Below are 15,352 nucleotides of genomic sequence, written 5' to 3' on the forward strand. Positions count from 1 at the left end.
AACTTTCAAAGATTGGTAATCTCATGCATCATAGAAATTCTACTACAAAAAAAGGATAAATGTTCCTTAATTCGTAAATTGATTATTATTAGCTAGTCAACAAGTTTAGTAAATATTTCCTATACACAAAATAACCTCCTGCACTTTTCTGCAGGAGGCTACAACTTAGTTAGTTTTTCACTTTTTGTTTTTTATTCACCGTGCTATGCACTTCTGTCGGCAGACCCCATAATTGAATGAAGCCGACAGCAGCTGACTGATCGAATTCATCCTCGGATGTGTATGTCGCCAATTTCTCATCGTAAAGTGAATTGGATGATTTTCTTCCTTCTACGATCGCATGCCCTTTGAACAACTTCACACGCACGACACCGTTGACATACTGCTGCGTCTCTTTCACGAACGCTTCCAATGCATTTCGCAACGGCGAGTACCATAATCCGTTATAGATCAGTTCGCTTAGCTTTTGGGATACGAGCGGCTTAAAGTGTGCGACATCTTTTACTAGCGTGATGTCCTCCAATTCCTTATGAGCCTTCAGCAAAGTAACGGCACCTGGACATTCGTATACTTCACGCGATTTAATGCCGACTAGTCTATTTTCGACGTGGTCAATTCTTCCTACCCCGTGTTTTCCAGCAACTTCATTCAATTTCAAAATCAGTTCGCTTAATGGATATTTCTTTCCGTCAATGCTGACAGGCACACCTTTTACAAATTCGATTTCAATTACATCCGGCGTATCCGGAGCCTCTTCGATCGATACTGTTAAACCAAATGCCTCTTCGGGCGGTGCTGCCCACGGATCTTCTAGAATCCCGCATTCATTGCTGCGCCCCCATAAGTTTTGGTCGATCGAATACGGACTGTCTAGATTGATTGGAATCGGAATATTCTTCTCCTTCGCATACGCGATTTCCTCTTCACGCGACCAGCTCCATTCACGTACCGGTGCAATGACTTCAAGTGAAGGGTCAAGGGCTTTGATTGCAACCTCAAAACGAACTTGGTCATTTCCTTTTCCAGTACAGCCATGCGCTACGGCCGTCGCATTTTCCTTATTCGCGACTTCGACAAGTTTCTTGGAAATTAAAGGACGCGATAACGCTGAAACGAGAGGATATTTATCTTCATAATATGTGCGCGCCTGCAATGCGAGCAATGCATAATCCTGAGCAAACTCTTCTTTCGCATCGATGACGTAGCTATTCACCGCACCGACTTGCAACGCTTTTTGTTGAATGAAGTGCAAATCTTTTCCTTCACCGACATCTAAGCAACATGCGACTACGTCATACCCTTTATCCGTCAACCATTGAACTGCCACTGAAGTGTCAAGACCACCAGAATATGCTAATACAACCTTTTTATTTCCCATTTTTACGTCCTCCTTTATTCAACCAAATGTATCTTTATTCATCTTTATGTATTTTTATAATAACATACATTTTTTGAATAGCAATAGATTTGTATAAGGAAAGTGAAAAATTATTGATGAATTGGATAATTAGCGTTATGAGCGGGTATTGACATTTAAGAGTGGTTGATGTGGTTTATGCGCGGCTGTGAGAACTTAGAGCTGGAATTGTTTTTAAAATAAATAAAAAACTACCTTACTATTAATTGCAAGGTAGTTTCGGTTATTCATCTTATACCATGAGCGACCATTGCGTCGGCGACTTTCAAGAATCCTGCGATGTTGGCGCCCATGACGAGATTCCCTGGTTTGCCGAACCGTTCGGCCGCGTCTTTACAGCTTGCATAAATGTTTTCCATTACTGTTTTTAGGCGCATGTCCACTTCTTCTTCTGTCCATGCGAGCCTCATACTATTTTGTGACATTTCCATTGCAGATACTGCCACTCCGCCTGCGTTTGCCGCTTTTGCTGGAGCGAAAAGGATTTTATTCTCAAGGAAAATATTGATCGCTTCAATATTGCAAGGCATATTCGCACCTTCTCCAAGTGCTTTTAAGCCGTTAGCGATTAGCATATGGGCTGCAATTTCATCGATTTCATTTTGTGTTGCGCATGGAAGAGCAATGTCGCAAGGAATGGACCAGATCGCCGAGCAATCGTCATGATATTCGGCTTCCGGATGTTCTTTCGTATATTCCCAAATCCTTTTATTTTCGACTTCTTTCAACCTCTTTACTGTATCGAGGTTAATGCCATTTTTATCAAAAATATAGCCGCCCGAATCGCTGCATGCAACGACTTTTGCTCCAAGCTGCTGGGCTTTTTCAATAGCATATGTCGATACGTTTCCAGATCCTGATACTACGACCGTACTATCTTTGAAGGAAAGTCCGTTTTCATTCAACATTTCTTCGACGAAATAGACAGTCCCATATCCAGTCGCTTCTTTCCGTCCTAATGATCCTCCATGATTCGGATCTTTTCCGGTTAGAACGCCAGCCTCATAGCCGCCCTTCAAGCGGTTGTATTGGCCAAACATATAACCGATTTCTCGTTTACCGACACCGATATCACCAGCAGGCACATCTATATCAGGTCCGATATGCTTGCTTAATTCGGTCATGAAGCTCTGAGTAAAGCGCATAATTTCACGTTCGGATTTGCCTTTCGGATCAAAATCGGAGCCGCCTTTCCCCGCCCCGATCGGCTGTCCTGTCAAAGCATTTTTGAATATCTGTTCAAATGCTAGGAATTTCATGATGCTATTGTTTACGGAAGGATGGAATCGGAGGCCGCCTTTGTAAGGACCAAGATCACTATTGAATTGTACGCGGAATCCACGATTGACATGTACTTTTCCTTTGTCATCTTCCCAAGCGACACGGAATGAAATAATTCGTTCCGGTTCCGTTATACGCTCTAGGATGCCGTTTCGAATATATTCTGGATGCTTGGCAAAGACCGGGCGAAGCGAATCGAATATTTCTCTCGTAGCTTGCAAAAATTCCTTTTCATCCGGATTTCTCTTCTTTACCAGTTCATAAACTTCATGAACGTAATCATTCGCCCGATTCCGGAATTCCCGGTTGTTATCCATATTTGTCATATGCCTCATCCTTTCTTGAAAATACCGAAGAAAAAAAGACTAGTGTCAAATATTTCAACGGAAATTAATATTTCAAAATCATTATTCGTTTTATTAAGTATTACTGAAAATATGAATATATACAACAACTTTTTCATTTTGCCCGTATTTACGATAACTATAATAAGTCGGTTTCACTAATCCTGTCGAAATTAGTAAAACGAAAATAAAATCATTTTCATATTTCTGAACATAGATTATTATTAGGGATATCCAAAGACATTGCGATTTGGAAAACAACTAAAAGAGAAAGAGGAGATGCTTTATGAAATTCAGCAAATTGCTACGTGCCGTACTAGGAGCCAATTTAGTAATCTTAATGGCTTTTGCATTCCTACCTGCTCTGTTGATCAATCCGGATATGGACTTTTTCCAAAACGCAATAAATTACATTTCAAAAGAAAAATAGTTGCCTCATCAAATGAACCATATGTGCCACAGCACATATGGTTCGTTTTAATTATCGCTTTCGGACTGTGAAGTTTTCTGTGAGTAGCAGCCAGTTTTGAGGGAAAGCTAAACCTAGCTTCCAATACATTATTCCCCGTAAATTGAATTCTTTAAGCAAATTGAATTTCGCCTGTATACTGCGTGCATCTTCGAACCAGACGTCATGCCGCACGCCATTATCATCCCAATAGAGAAAAAATGGCGCCTGCGCAACAGCATCATATTGGATATTCGCATTCCGGCTAATCGCCAAATTAATTGCTTGCTGTGGGCTGAGCGCCCTTGCAGCAACTCCCGTCTCTGGTGGATATGGATACTTCCAGTCATATCCATATAAGTTTTGCCCTAGAAAGATCTTATCTCGCGGTATCCGGCTCACTGCATATTCTACAACTCTGCGCACTTGATTGATTGGACTGACAGCTTGAGGGTCGCTATATGAATAACCCCATTCATATGTCATCAATGTGACGAAATCACATATTTCCCCATGCGCTTTGTAATCAATCCCACCATACAATCCAGTCGGATCGTCTGCAGTTTTCGGAGCCAATGCAGTGGATAGCGTCAAGCCGGCCGGGTGAAATCGGGCACGTGCATTCCGGAGAAACGTATTATACAATTCCCTGTCCGCCGGTCTAATAAATTCAAAATCAAAATGGATGTCACTGAAGCCAAATCTTTTTGCAGTTTGGAGTATATTTTCAAATAAACGGTTTTGCACTGTCTGATCGGTAAATAGGATATGTGCCAAATCTGCACTAAACGCGAAGTTTTCTAAATTACTGACAACCATTGCATTTAAAACACCTGCTCTTGCAGCAATTTCAGGAATATCATCAATCGGCGGTGCCTTCAGCGATCCGTCCCGTTGTGCCTCATAACTGAACATTCCCAAGTAAGTCAAATCTTGTGCCCGGTTACGTACTTCTTGGACGGTTGATTGCATTATCGCCTCTCTCGGCTCTACATAAAGGAAAACCTCTTTTACCGGCTTTGGTCTTTGAGGGATGTACAATCGTTGCCCTATTTGCAAAATGCTGTTTGGTGAAATTCCATTGACTTTGGCAAGTTCCTCCACTGTTATGCCGTAAAGTCGAGAAATGATATAAAGCGATTGTCCAGGCAACACCCAATGATAACTGCCTGTAACCGGGATGACGAGCGCTTGCCCAACAACGATACGAGAAGGATCGATTAACTCATTCGCTGTCGCGATTTCCTCATATGGAATTCCATATGTTTGACCGATTCCATATAAACTCTGCCCTTGTTGCACGACATGTATTAGCATATTCATCCACTGCCTTTCATTGACAAAATGTCCTTTATCATATGCTATTTTTCATAGTCGGGGATTATGCGTATTTAGAATTTTTTACGCGCATACGCCGTGTCTTTGAAGCCATACTATTTCCGATTGAAAATACATTGACAAAGGAGGATGTATATATTGACACAAAATCATTTCGGTGGAGAAACGCATCAAAACATGCATACAGGCACAGTCCCGCCACAGATGAATCATGGTGGCCATGAGCTATTCGATGTCCATGAGGTACTATCAAATGCTATTGCAGCAATGAATCAGGCAATGATTTTACGGCCGCATGTCAAGGATCCAGAGTTGCTCGACATTTTGGACAGGCAGTACCGCTTTACGTTGGATGAATATAATATTACGGTGGAAGCTTTCAAAACGGGCAAGGACCCATCGCATCCGACAGGCAGCTACAAAATGAAGCAAGGCAATGATTTCGTTTATGGTATGAAGCAATCGCAACCGAAGAAGCCGATGCAAAATGCGAGCGAAATTTCGGATGAAGTAATTTCGGGCTTCCTACTCGGATCTGCGAAAGCGAATGCGTCAGGGAAAACGATGGCAGCTCTTGAAACAACGAATCCAGTCGTAAGACGTGTGTTGCAGGATTCAATTCCGAACTGCATTGAGATGGCTTATGAGTTGTCAATTTATCAGAACAAGCATCATTATTATCAAGTTCCGCAGCTTGCCCAACAAGATATGCAGGCGATTTTGAATGCATACGCCTCATCTGTAGGTCAGCCGGGCATGCCAAATCATACGGTGCAATAAGAAAAAACTGCCTTGACTTATTTGTCAGGGCAGCTTTTTTCATACCGATTTATTGATAAAGGATGATGGAATCGGGGATTCAAATTTCATTAATTCTTTTGTAACCGGGTGGATGATCGTTACTGCTGTTGCATGCAGACCGAGTCTTTTAATGGGATTTACGGTCGAGCCGTATTTTTTGTCTCCGACGACAGGATGTCCGATTTCTTCCATATGGACGCGGATTTGGTTTTTTCGTCCCGTTTCCAATTTGACCTCAAGCAATGAATATTGGCGGTTCGATTTTAATTTTCGGAAGTGAGTGATGGCAAGTTGTCCGCCATTGTCTGTCGGGTTCGAATAGACTTTGTAGGTACGTGTTTCCTTCAGCCACGATTTGATTGTGCCTGATTCCTTGCGCACATTCCCTTCCACTAACGCCGTATAGATCCTTTCTTTCACGACCTCATCCCAATGATCTTGCAATGCCATTTTCACTTGCTCGCTTTTCGCGAACAGAAGGACACCTGAAGTATCCCTGTCCAATCGATGGACGATGAATATTCTTTGCCGTGGATCTTGACGTTTAACATAAGCGGATACTTCACTGAACGCCGTTCTTTCGTTTTTATCTTTTGCTGCCATTGATAAGAGGCTTGCTTCCTTATCAATGACAATAATTGCGTCATCCTCATAGATAATTGTCAAACCAGTAATTTTGCTCTCGTTCAAAGCAGCTTTATTCGTGACAATCTCCACCTTATGTCCTGGCAACAGTTGATGATTATGCTTTGTTACTGCCCTGCCGTTTACGGAGACTTGTCCTCTCGTTAACATCGACTTGATGGAATTCCGGCTGTTCTTATTCATGTTTTCTAATAAAAACGGTAATAACTCCGCCTCTTCATTCACTGTGAAAAGGAAAGAATCTTCCCTTTTCTTCTTTTGATTCTTATGCATGTCCTGTCTCCTCACTCTCTCCATCAATTATCCACAAATTGCCCTTTCATTTCAAACGCTGTATCATCATTACTAAATGTTGTTTGTATAAATAGGGGGATTTATTCAATGAAAGTTGCGATATTCGATTTTGACGGTACTCTTTATTCAAAAGAGACTTTTCAATTATTAATGGATCATTTGAAGCGCCATCCGACACACAGCTCAAAATATAAAGCTTTCTTTCGAAGGATTCTTCCACTCTACATAGGATACAAAATAAAAATCGTTCCGGAAGCGAAAATGAGGGAAGGATCGATGCAAATTTACGCGAACTCCTTACAAACCTTATCAAAAGCTGAGTATGAGCAATATTTCGATGAAATGAAGGAAGTCATGCGACAAGCTTTCAATGAAGAAGTCGTAGAAAAGGTAAGACAGCACCAAGAAGAAGGTATGCATGTCATGCTTGTATCCGGTGCGTATACACAATTATTGGATGCCGTGACGGATGGCATTGAATTCGATACAATCATCGGAACTGACATACCTTTTACAGCAGTTGGCGCGTTTGACAGCGAAACGGAAATTTATCATATCCAAGGCAAACGAAAAACCGAAATGATTATGAAGACATTTGAAGGAAAGCAAGTTGACTGGGAAAATAGCTTTGCATACGGAGACAGCTATTCAGATCTTCCTGTGCTTGAGCTAGTCGGAAATCCAGTTGCTGTCAGACCTGAGGCGCGGTTGCAGCGGATTGCGGAAGATCGAAATTGGAAGATTATATAAACAATAAACAAAAAGGACTTCAATTTTTTTGAAATCCTTTTTGTTCTTTTATTTCATATTTAATTCAGGGACTTTCTCAAAATGTCGTGGGTCATTTTGCAAAGACGTTTTAACTGAATAGCCTGCCTGGATAACATCATCTTTGGTACGTGCCAAATATTGATATTCAAAAATAAAAAAGCAGCCAATGCCGCCCTTTTTATTAAACGTTTACAAATAGCTCTGCGGTGAATTTCGGTCACCTTCCATTGTGTAATTCAATCTTTCTTCTGATTCTGCATTCGGATTAATGGATTCGTGGTGAATGTTCCTATTTCTTTTGTTTCTCCAATCAACCAGCATACCAAAAGTTATAAGCGCTAAAATAGGCATTAGGAATATCCACATTATCTATTTCACTTCCCTTTCAAAACAGATTTCCCAATGGTGACATTGGATGGGTCCAACTATTCCTATTTCCTCACATTCAGTCCCATCTGATAACTCTATCTCCGTCCTGACAAGCCAAGTATTCCCTATCCCAAACTCAATAAATTTCAAACAATCAATTCACTTCATTTCTTCTAAACCATGGACGATTATTCAAATACGAATAGTGGCGTAGCACATCAAAATAATAAAAAAGATTAAAGTTTCAAGGTTGACTAAAACTATATTAGGCTTAACTTTGGAAAACAGTTTCACCCGTTTCATTAAACTGGTGTCAATCGTGATAAACAAATAATAAAAAATGAACAAACCGAATAGGAGCATGATACTCGCCATCAATATCTCGCCATTTTCCCAGAAGGAGATTGCTAAAAATATGGCCCACAAACATTTAAAAACGCCTAGTAAACTTTCAAATGGGTTAGTCAATGTTGCCATCATATATTCTGCATGTTTTTCTGGTATCAAATGATCCTCGTTGTGCTTATTTATAAATGCAATATGTCCCGTTTGAAGTGCCATTGATATAACCAACATGAATAAATAGGCTAAGCCAAAGATCGTACCCACTAACAAAGTGTCTGAACCTAATAAAAGATACAACGAAAGTGGTAAAGGTAGCCACATCGCGTACATAAGTGCCATCAAAAGGTGCAAGATAGCATATTCATTACGTTTTGCCATCTTCTTATATGTGGAGATAATGATCAAAAATAATAATACTCCTATCCAACCCAGGATCATTGTAGAAGTTAACATGACTCCTCCATCTAAATACTAATTTTTCATTTGGAATCTTCGATACAAGCTTCCAGCACAACTTTAATCAATTATCATTATCCTTAAGTCAAGCAATTTCTCATTTAAGTTCCGAAAAGAATACTCTAATATCTTCAGGCAATTCTTCCACAGCGAGAACCTTTAACTTTTTAGTTCTGGGAGAAGTCATAATTACATATGACTTTGCATTGTACTCGAAAAGTGTAAACTGCCCTACTCTATTAGCCGTATGATCTTGGATATACGTTAAGTCATCTTCTGAAATATTTGGTTCATAACCGTCTAAGAATAATTTCTGCACCTCTTCCATACTGTCCGCGAATGTAATATCTTGATATAATTCAAGTGAATTCTTAGGTGTGTAGAAATGTACATAATACAAAATCCCAACGTTGATTAGTAAAACCACAACTAAGGATATAATAATATCTTTTACTTTCTTTTTCCTACTGAACATAGCCCCTTCCCCTCCGAATACTCCTTCTTATTAAGGATTTAGTTCACTAATTGTATTGAAAATTAGTGAATACATTTGCTTAAGATGTTCTTCAGTCTTTTCATCATTGTACAAACCATAACGCCAATGCCTTTCTGTATCCTCTTCTTGCGATACAAGTACACCAACAGCATATCCAGTACCGGCAGTCCACTCCCATGTCTCGTCGTACTCCACGTCCTTTACAGTAAAAGGTATTGGATTAGACGCTCCGATAAAGAAAAATGGAATTGATGATTGTAAGTAAATATCTGTATATTGACTCTCAGAAGCCTCTAAAAGATTGTTTTCCCTAATAAAAACTGCATCATAAGCATTTAGTTCTTCACTATTCATTTCATTAATTGGTATCTCTACAAATTCCACATGCTCCTCTTTCACTTTAGGTACTTCTCCAACTACCGCGATTTTCAGTGATCGCCCTTGATATAACTCGAAATCCGGACTTGAAGCACATGCAGATAGTGCAAATAGTAAAAATAACATCAAACATAAATATCGGTTTCCTATTGATCTATTCATTAGCACTCCCCTTTGTACTGACCACCGTAACTTTTTTGAAAATAAAAAATACTATCTACTTTAACTTATTGTATTATATTGCCATATAACTTACTAGTTTATTTGGCATATTAAAAAAGGAAGCAACTATTATTTCAAGTTGCTTCCCCATTCATGTATTCATAGCTTCACGATAAAGCTTTCAATCCAATAACACCGATAATTATGAGAAGCAGACTGGCGATGCGCCCCTTGCTTTTCGATTCACCGAAAAACAGCATATTGATGAGTACGGCACCAGCCGTTCCTATACCAATCCACACTGCGTACGCAGTGCTTACTTGCAAATAATTGAAGGACATATAAAGAAACGCGAACGCCGCTCCGAATCCACCGCCGAAAAGCAGCGCATTTGCAAATGACTTCTGTTCACTATATTTATTCAACCCGACAACGCCTACAAACTCGCTTATCGCTGCAATACTTACAAATAACCAACCCATCACTTCACAATTCCTTTCTTCTCTTCCGCATCATCAGCAAGCTTTAACCCAATAACCCCTATAACTAAAATGGCAATGAAAAATAGTTTGCCTACACCAAGCGTTTCGCCGAATAGGAAAACATCCATCAAAGCAGTCCCGACTGTACCGATTGCAGCAAATATTGCATAGACGGTACCTGTTGGAAGGTTTTCACAAGCTTTCGCCAAGAAATGAAAATCGAAAACAATGAAAACAATGATCGGAACCCAATGCCACCATTCAGTGGCAATGTTAAAACCAAATATCCAAACCAATTCGAAAAAACTTGTTAGTGCTACATAAATCCATGATTTGTTCATATTAATAACTCCCTATTTAATGACTGACTGTCATTCATTTTACGTGATGACGAGTTGCCTAATAATAATGATTTTTTTGAACTAAACTATCCGATAACCATTTAGTCGATGGCAAGGGCATGCTTCAAAAAGTTTTTCACTTCATTCTTTTGGATAATCGCTTCGTGTTCTTTGTCTGTATCGTATAGATAAATTTGTTCAGCAGCTGATTCGACGAGGCCGATGACAAGTCTAGCCGTCCTGTCTGGATTAACTGAATTACGTATTATACCGTCGTCAATCGCTTGCTGGAGTCCATCACTCACCCATTGATAAAATGGGGCGTATACCGTCTCCCAATTTTTCAGATGTTCTGTTGATGCCAATCCTGAGTAAATGAGTGCTTGTATTTCATGGTATTCTTCATTGACTTCAAAAATCGCATCGACGAGCTGCTCCATCCGTTTTGGAAATGGCGCATCATCCGACACTCTGTCGATTACAATCTCCAATGTTTTTGCGACCATGACTTCAGCGATTGCTGGCATGAGCGACAGTTTTGAAGGAAAATATAAATAGAATGTTCCTTGCGCAATTCCTGCCACTTTCACAATATCGGATATCTTTGTCTTCTCGATGCCTTGCTTACGAAAGACTTCTATAGCCGCTTTTATAATTCTTTCTTTTTTATCCAATTGCCGTCCACCTCTCCACTAAATGAATGAATGACTGTCAGTCATTATAACATAAAAGTAGCATTAGTTGTCGTAATGTCTACTTAAATATTTGGGGGCGGTAAAATTCGGCCCCCTTTTTAGCATCGTAACTTACTTTTTATCTTCTGTACGCATGTCGATATGGAGGCTTCCGTCGCCAGTGATTTCAGCGTAATATACTTGTTCCACTTTACCAATCCCATTTTTCTTTAGTTGCTCATATACCCATTCTTCTGTTAAGTTCAGCTCGGTCAAATTTTCTTTGATCAAATTCCCGTCTGAAATGATTTCTGTTGGTATATACTTTGGCTCTTGGCCAGGTGCTTTTACATCTTTGCGGGTAGCTGCTTCCTGGCTTGCTTTTTTCATGACACTTAATTGCCCATTCGTTTCGAGAATAGCATAGTTCACGTCCGTGACCGTAAATATACTTTGCTCGCGGAGCATCATATTAAGATCATTCAATGTGAGGCGAGCTTTCTTCATCCCCTGTTCACTTATTTTTCCTCTGTGTATTACGATAGTTGGTGAATCATCGAAAAGCTTCCTTGCTTTTTTCGATTTCATTGTTAAATAGTTCACGAAAACAGTCAACAATGCCCACCAAATCAAACCAACCGCACCATTCAGAAAAGGGGTTTCCGATTGCGCAGCTATATCAGCCGCAATTGAGCCGATTGTAATTCCAGTGACGTAATGAAAAAATGTAAGCTGTGAAATCTGTTTTTTCCCCATCAATCTGGCAAGAATCATAAGTGTTATAAAAGCAAATGTAGTTCGAGATACCATTTCCCAAAAATGCATGCTTTCAAGAGCTTCCGAAATCATCGTACACACCTCCACTACAATTAGTGTGTGAAAGTACTTGGACAATATACGGACGAAAAATGTATAAAACACAAAAACGAAGCACGAAATTCAAAACTCGTGCTTCGCGTTAGTCTATTTTATTTTTATTCCCATTCGAACGGTGTCGCTTGGTACACATAATAATTCAACCAGTTCGAGAAAAGAAGATGTGTATGGGAACGCCATGTATTTAACGGTTGTTTTTTGGGGTCGTCATTCGGGAAATAGTTTTCAGGGATTTCAATATCGATCCCTTTTTTCAAATCTCGCGCATACTCTTCGCCAAGTGTGCATGCATCATATTCTAAATGACCCGTAATCATAATCTGTCTGGAATCCTTTGATAGGATGATGAATGCGCCAGCTTCTTCTGAAACCGCCAATAGTTGAAGATCCTGCTCTTGCTCGATCTCCTCGATTGACACTGACGTATACCGCGAATGTGGAGCAGTGAAAACATCGTTGAAGCCACGTGTCAATTCAACAGTCGGATCGGTCAGTTGATGACTATATATGCCCGATAGTTTTTTCGGCAGTTCAAATTTATTGATGCCATAATGGTGATAAAGGGCAGCTTGAGCGCCCCAGCAAATATGTAGTGTCGAAGTGACATTGGTTTTGGACCAATCCATAATCTGTTTCAATTCATCCCAGTAGACGACATCCTCGAACGGTAAATGCTCAATCGGCGCGCCTGTAATAATTAGCCCGTCATAACGTCTGTTTTTGACGTGCTCGAATGTCGTATAAAAAGAATCCAAATGATTTTTGCTCACATTTTTTGATTCATACGTAGCGGTATTCAAAAACGTAACATTCACTTGCAGCGGCGTATTGCCTAGCAGTCGAAGCAACTGAAGCTCTGTTTTTTCTTTTTCCGGCATTAAGTTCAAGATAAGAATATTTAACGGACGGATATCCTGTGTCGTCGCCCGCCCTTCATCCATTACGAAGATCCTCTCTTCTTTCAACAGCTCACGTGCCGGCAATTGTTCAGGTATATTGATTGGCATTTCGTCTCCCCCTTATTATTCAAAAGCGCATTGCGCCCGAAGCCTAGACGTTAAAAAACCCCGTTCCATTAGATAGGAACGAGGATTCGTTTAAAACTTCTCCGTTCTTATCTCTCAAGATGTAACATCTTGTTGGAGGTAGCACCTTCCTGCAGACGCAGAGGTTGCTGAAGCTTCATCGGGCCAAATCCCTCAGCTTCTCTTGATAAGAAATATTCAATTGAAACTATTATATCATCATTATTTGAATTGTATACTGATTTTTTATCATCGATGAATTTTCGCTTTTGAAAAACCAAGTCCTAATATTTCTGAAGCGTTAAGGAAAATGACAAATGATGACGGTTCAGCGGTTTGAAGCAATTTTTTTAAATAGACAGCTTCTGACTGTTCCACGACGCAGAAGATCATTGTCTTCTCGTTATTCGAATATCCTCCCGTCGATTTCACTTTCGTCAACCCCCGGTCAATTTCATTTTGAATGACCGACTGGATTTTCTCTTCATTTTCCGTAATGATGAGAACAAGTTTTATCGGTGAAGTTTGCAACTGTACGAAGTCTATTACCTTGCTCGTTACGTAAATCGACATAAGGGCGTATAAAGCAAGTTCAAAATTGAAAACAAAAGCTGAAGTGACAACGACAATTCCATCCACGATCAATTGGGAAAAGCCGCTTGAAATACCGGTATACTTTTTTAGGAGTTGGGCTATCAAAGCTGTGCCGCCTGTGGAACCATTCCCTCTATACACAATCCCAAGTCCAATCCCGAGCATTATGCCCCCATAGATGGAACTAAGAAGCGGGTTATCAACGTGTAAATGGAGACCATGCGTCAAATAGATGACGAATGGAACAAAAAAAGTACCTACGATTGTCTTTGTACTGAATTCCTTCCCTGCAAGCAATAGTCCCAACACGATAAGTGGAATATTAATAAGCCATTGAACGTACGCAGGATTATAGCCGAATAATTCATAGAGGATCGTACTGACACCAGAAATGCCGCCCGCCGCTATGCGCGATGGCAATAAAAATATATTGAATGAAAGACCGACCAATGTCGCTCCGATAATGATTTGAACATAGTCGAAAACTACCGACTTCCTATGAAATAATGACATAATTGTTCTCCTTTCTTAAAAGACTTAACTATTCTATCAGAAAAAACGTTGTTCAGAAACGTTTTAAAGCATAGATAAAAGGAATAGAGAGAATAGGAGACTAAATGAAAGTATATTCATTTTTTTGTATTTTTCTAATTAACTGGTATAATTGTAGACAATAGTAAAAAAAAAACATAAGTCAGGGAGGATACTATGCGAAGTTTAGGTATTGTCAGGAAAGTCGACCATCTTGGCCGAATCGTGATTCCAAAAGAATTAAGAAATACATTGAAGCTCGAAAAAGGAGCACCAATGGAAATCTTTGTTGACGATGATATGATCATTCTTCGAAAATATGTGGTGGATGCGGCATGCATCGTAACCGGAGAAATCACCCCCGAAAATACAAAACTTTCAAATGGCATGTATATAAGTCCTAAAGGAGCGGAAATATTGAAAAAAGAAATCGAAGCAAATAAAACTTGGGATTGACTAGTTCCAAATGAGAGGGCAACGGTAAAGTACCGTGGCCCTTTTGCTGCGGGAAAAATGATCCGATCTATGAAAACGGAGGAAGCTAAATGAAGATTATTGCACATAGAGGCGCATCCGGAAACTATCCGGAAAATACGATTGCCGCATTCAAGGAAGCTGCACGTCTCCCTGTTTTTGGCGTTGAATTCGATGTACATATGGCAGCGGATGGTGAACTCGTCGTCATCCATGATGAAACAATTGACCGTACTTCAAATGGAACAAGCTATGTGAAAGATATGTCCTTGGCAGAATTGAAATCATATGACTTCGGCAGCTGGTTTGCACCCGAATTCCACGGTGAAACAATCCCAACATTGAAGGAAGTTCTCGATATATTCGATTCGACAGATCATAAACTAAATATCGAGTTGAAATCGGATATTTTTCCTTATGAAGGAATGGTTCAAAAAGTGCTTGAATTAATTGAGGAAAGGCAACTGGAATCCCGCGTTATCATTTCATCTTTTGACCACACTGCCATCCAGCTCGTCAAGCGAATCAATCCTCAAATCGAGACAGCAGCATTATTCATGGAAGTACTCGTCCACCCGTTGGACTATTTACACAAAATACCTGCGGATGCGCTTCACATCCTATTCCCTGCCGCAATCCGCCCTTCCATCACTGAAGTTATAAAAAGCGGCATGCCCGTCAGAACTTTCACAGTGAACGACGAATCATACGCAACAATACTAAAACAAGCCGGAGTCCAATCCATCTTCACCGACTACCCAGAAAAAATGGCTAATTTTTTCTCTAAATAAAAGTAAATTGGGGATAGGA

General features: G+C 40.1%; 19 protein-coding genes and 1 riboswitch. Of the genes, 5 read left to right on the forward strand and 14 right to left on the reverse strand.

The genetic code is table 11. From position 1 onward, the window contains the following. Positions 1–169 precede the first annotated feature (169 nt). The gene (locus tag ACTHPA_RS08250) at positions 170–1,378 is read right to left on the reverse strand and encodes an argininosuccinate synthase (protein ID WP_440499693.1); all 1,209 of its coding nucleotides are present in this window, start codon (positions 1,376–1,378) and stop codon (positions 170–172) included. Between the two features lie 266 nt (positions 1,379–1,644). Continuing rightward, the gene (gene gdhA, locus ACTHPA_RS08255; RefSeq protein WP_440499694.1) at positions 1,645–3,024 is read right to left on the reverse strand and encodes an NADP-specific glutamate dehydrogenase; all 1,380 of its coding nucleotides are present in this window, start codon (positions 3,022–3,024) and stop codon (positions 1,645–1,647) included. A gap of 304 nt (positions 3,025–3,328) precedes the next feature. Here gdhA and ACTHPA_RS08260 point away from each other — a divergent pair, with 304 nt between their 5' ends. Then, positions 3,329–3,472: a hypothetical protein gene (locus tag ACTHPA_RS08260; RefSeq protein ID WP_440499695.1), complete on the forward strand. Its 144-nt coding sequence runs from the start codon at positions 3,329–3,331 to the stop codon at positions 3,470–3,472. A gap of 51 nt (positions 3,473–3,523) precedes the next feature. Here the strand turns inward: ACTHPA_RS08260 and ACTHPA_RS08265 are convergent, their stop codons facing one another. Next, on the reverse strand, positions 3,524–4,807 hold the full coding sequence (locus ACTHPA_RS08265; RefSeq protein WP_440500089.1) for a LysM peptidoglycan-binding domain-containing protein: 1,284 nt from the start codon (positions 4,805–4,807) through the stop codon (positions 3,524–3,526). A 159-nt stretch (positions 4,808–4,966) separates the two neighbouring features. On the opposite strand from ACTHPA_RS08265, the gene ACTHPA_RS08270 reads away from it, so the two are divergent. Further along, positions 4,967–5,608, forward strand: a complete 642-nt coding sequence (locus ACTHPA_RS08270) for a spore coat protein (RefSeq protein WP_440499696.1) — start codon at positions 4,967–4,969, stop codon at positions 5,606–5,608. Between the two features lie 39 nt (positions 5,609–5,647). Here the strand turns inward: ACTHPA_RS08270 and ACTHPA_RS08275 are convergent, their stop codons facing one another. Continuing rightward, positions 5,648–6,547 (reverse strand): RluA family pseudouridine synthase, encoded by a 900-nt coding sequence (locus ACTHPA_RS08275; protein ID WP_440499697.1) that lies wholly within the window; start codon positions 6,545–6,547, stop codon positions 5,648–5,650. Between the two features lie 108 nt (positions 6,548–6,655). Here ACTHPA_RS08275 and ACTHPA_RS08280 point away from each other — a divergent pair, with 108 nt between their 5' ends. Then, complete coding sequence (locus tag ACTHPA_RS08280) at positions 6,656–7,318, forward strand: HAD family hydrolase (protein WP_440499698.1); 663 nt, start codon at positions 6,656–6,658, stop codon at positions 7,316–7,318. 390 nt (positions 7,319–7,708) lie between these two features. Here ACTHPA_RS08280 and ACTHPA_RS08285 read toward each other — a convergent pair whose 3' ends face one another. The 10 genes from ACTHPA_RS08285 to ACTHPA_RS08330 all read right to left on the reverse strand — a co-directional run bounded on the left by ACTHPA_RS08285 (position 7,709) and on the right by ACTHPA_RS08330 (position 14,050). Continuing rightward, positions 7,709–7,858 (reverse strand): DUF3977 family protein, encoded by a 150-nt coding sequence (locus tag ACTHPA_RS08285; RefSeq protein ID WP_440499699.1) that lies wholly within the window; start codon positions 7,856–7,858, stop codon positions 7,709–7,711. A gap of 42 nt (positions 7,859–7,900) precedes the next feature. Continuing rightward, positions 7,901–8,506 (reverse strand): hypothetical protein, encoded by a 606-nt coding sequence (locus ACTHPA_RS08290; RefSeq protein ID WP_440499700.1) that lies wholly within the window; start codon positions 8,504–8,506, stop codon positions 7,901–7,903. Between the two features lie 100 nt (positions 8,507–8,606). Beyond that, a complete protein-coding gene (locus ACTHPA_RS08295; protein WP_440499701.1) occupies positions 8,607–8,984 on the reverse strand; it encodes a hypothetical protein in 378 nt (125 codons plus the stop codon). Positions 8,985–9,014: 30 nt separating this feature from the next. Further along, positions 9,015–9,545 (reverse strand): hypothetical protein, encoded by a 531-nt coding sequence (locus ACTHPA_RS08300; protein WP_440499702.1) that lies wholly within the window; start codon positions 9,543–9,545, stop codon positions 9,015–9,017. Between the two features lie 167 nt (positions 9,546–9,712). Further along, complete coding sequence (locus ACTHPA_RS08305; RefSeq protein WP_440499703.1) at positions 9,713–10,027, reverse strand: DMT family transporter; 315 nt, start codon at positions 10,025–10,027, stop codon at positions 9,713–9,715. After that, complete coding sequence (locus ACTHPA_RS08310) at positions 10,027–10,368, reverse strand: DMT family transporter (RefSeq protein ID WP_440499704.1); 342 nt, start codon at positions 10,366–10,368, stop codon at positions 10,027–10,029. Before ACTHPA_RS08310 ends, ACTHPA_RS08305 begins: the two co-directional genes overlap by 1 nt. A gap of 101 nt (positions 10,369–10,469) precedes the next feature. Continuing rightward, the gene (locus ACTHPA_RS08315; RefSeq protein ID WP_440499705.1) at positions 10,470–11,042 is read right to left on the reverse strand and encodes a TetR family transcriptional regulator; all 573 of its coding nucleotides are present in this window, start codon (positions 11,040–11,042) and stop codon (positions 10,470–10,472) included. A 132-nt stretch (positions 11,043–11,174) separates the two neighbouring features. After that, positions 11,175–11,891: a YetF domain-containing protein gene (locus ACTHPA_RS08320; RefSeq protein ID WP_440499706.1), complete on the reverse strand. Its 717-nt coding sequence runs from the start codon at positions 11,889–11,891 to the stop codon at positions 11,175–11,177. A 125-nt stretch (positions 11,892–12,016) separates the two neighbouring features. After that, entirely contained in the window at positions 12,017–12,925 is a 909-nt protein-coding gene (gene metA, locus ACTHPA_RS08325; RefSeq protein ID WP_440499707.1) for a homoserine O-acetyltransferase MetA, read from the reverse strand. A 104-nt stretch (positions 12,926–13,029) separates the two neighbouring features. Next, positions 13,030–13,137, reverse strand: a riboswitch (SAM riboswitch). A gap of 55 nt (positions 13,138–13,192) precedes the next feature. After that, the gene (locus ACTHPA_RS08330; RefSeq protein WP_440499708.1) at positions 13,193–14,050 is read right to left on the reverse strand and encodes a YitT family protein; all 858 of its coding nucleotides are present in this window, start codon (positions 14,048–14,050) and stop codon (positions 13,193–13,195) included. 195 nt (positions 14,051–14,245) lie between these two features. Between ACTHPA_RS08330 and ACTHPA_RS08335 the strand changes: the two genes are divergently transcribed. Further along, positions 14,246–14,524, forward strand: a complete 279-nt coding sequence (locus ACTHPA_RS08335) for an AbrB/MazE/SpoVT family DNA-binding domain-containing protein (RefSeq protein WP_440499709.1) — start codon at positions 14,246–14,248, stop codon at positions 14,522–14,524. A gap of 89 nt (positions 14,525–14,613) precedes the next feature. Beyond that, a complete protein-coding gene (locus tag ACTHPA_RS08340) occupies positions 14,614–15,333 on the forward strand; it encodes a glycerophosphodiester phosphodiesterase (RefSeq protein ID WP_440499710.1) in 720 nt (239 codons plus the stop codon). The last annotated feature ends 19 nt before the right edge of the window (positions 15,334–15,352 follow it).

The organism is Sporosarcina sp. SAFN-015, assembly GCF_051966875.1.
Taxonomy (GTDB): Bacteria; Bacillota; Bacilli; order Bacillales_A; family Planococcaceae; genus Sporosarcina.

What these genes read in the sequence shown, in the direction of transcription:
- ACTHPA_RS08290 (WP_440499700.1), bottom strand. Translation starts at nt 8,506, where the DNA reads ATGTTAACTTCTACAATGATCCTGGGTTGGATAGGAGTATTATTATTT.
- ACTHPA_RS08280 (WP_440499698.1), top strand. Translation starts at nt 6,656, where the DNA reads ATGAAAGTTGCGATATTCGATTTTGACGGTACTCTTTATTCAAAAGAG.
- ACTHPA_RS08295 (WP_440499701.1), bottom strand. Translation starts at nt 8,984, where the DNA reads ATGTTCAGTAGGAAAAAGAAAGTAAAAGATATTATTATATCCTTAGTT.
- ACTHPA_RS08320 (WP_440499706.1), bottom strand. Translation starts at nt 11,891, where the DNA reads ATGATTTCGGAAGCTCTTGAAAGCATGCATTTTTGGGAAATGGTATCT.
- ACTHPA_RS08260 (WP_440499695.1), top strand. Translation starts at nt 3,329, where the DNA reads ATGAAATTCAGCAAATTGCTACGTGCCGTACTAGGAGCCAATTTAGTA.
- gdhA (WP_440499694.1), bottom strand. Translation starts at nt 3,024, where the DNA reads ATGACAAATATGGATAACAACCGGGAATTCCGGAATCGGGCGAATGAT.
- ACTHPA_RS08300 (WP_440499702.1), bottom strand. Translation starts at nt 9,545, where the DNA reads ATGAATAGATCAATAGGAAACCGATATTTATGTTTGATGTTATTTTTA.
- ACTHPA_RS08305 (WP_440499703.1), bottom strand. Translation starts at nt 10,027, where the DNA reads ATGGGTTGGTTATTTGTAAGTATTGCAGCGATAAGCGAGTTTGTAGGC.
- ACTHPA_RS08335 (WP_440499709.1), top strand. Translation starts at nt 14,246, where the DNA reads ATGCGAAGTTTAGGTATTGTCAGGAAAGTCGACCATCTTGGCCGAATC.
- metA (WP_440499707.1), bottom strand. Translation starts at nt 12,925, where the DNA reads ATGCCAATCAATATACCTGAACAATTGCCGGCACGTGAGCTGTTGAAA.
- ACTHPA_RS08250 (WP_440499693.1), bottom strand. Translation starts at nt 1,378, where the DNA reads ATGGGAAATAAAAAGGTTGTATTAGCATATTCTGGTGGTCTTGACACT.
- ACTHPA_RS08265 (WP_440500089.1), bottom strand. Translation starts at nt 4,807, where the DNA reads ATGCTAATACATGTCGTGCAACAAGGGCAGAGTTTATATGGAATCGGT.
- ACTHPA_RS08340 (WP_440499710.1), top strand. Translation starts at nt 14,614, where the DNA reads ATGAAGATTATTGCACATAGAGGCGCATCCGGAAACTATCCGGAAAAT.
- ACTHPA_RS08275 (WP_440499697.1), bottom strand. Translation starts at nt 6,547, where the DNA reads ATGCATAAGAATCAAAAGAAGAAAAGGGAAGATTCTTTCCTTTTCACA.
- ACTHPA_RS08330 (WP_440499708.1), bottom strand. Translation starts at nt 14,050, where the DNA reads ATGTCATTATTTCATAGGAAGTCGGTAGTTTTCGACTATGTTCAAATC.
- ACTHPA_RS08310 (WP_440499704.1), bottom strand. Translation starts at nt 10,368, where the DNA reads ATGAACAAATCATGGATTTATGTAGCACTAACAAGTTTTTTCGAATTG.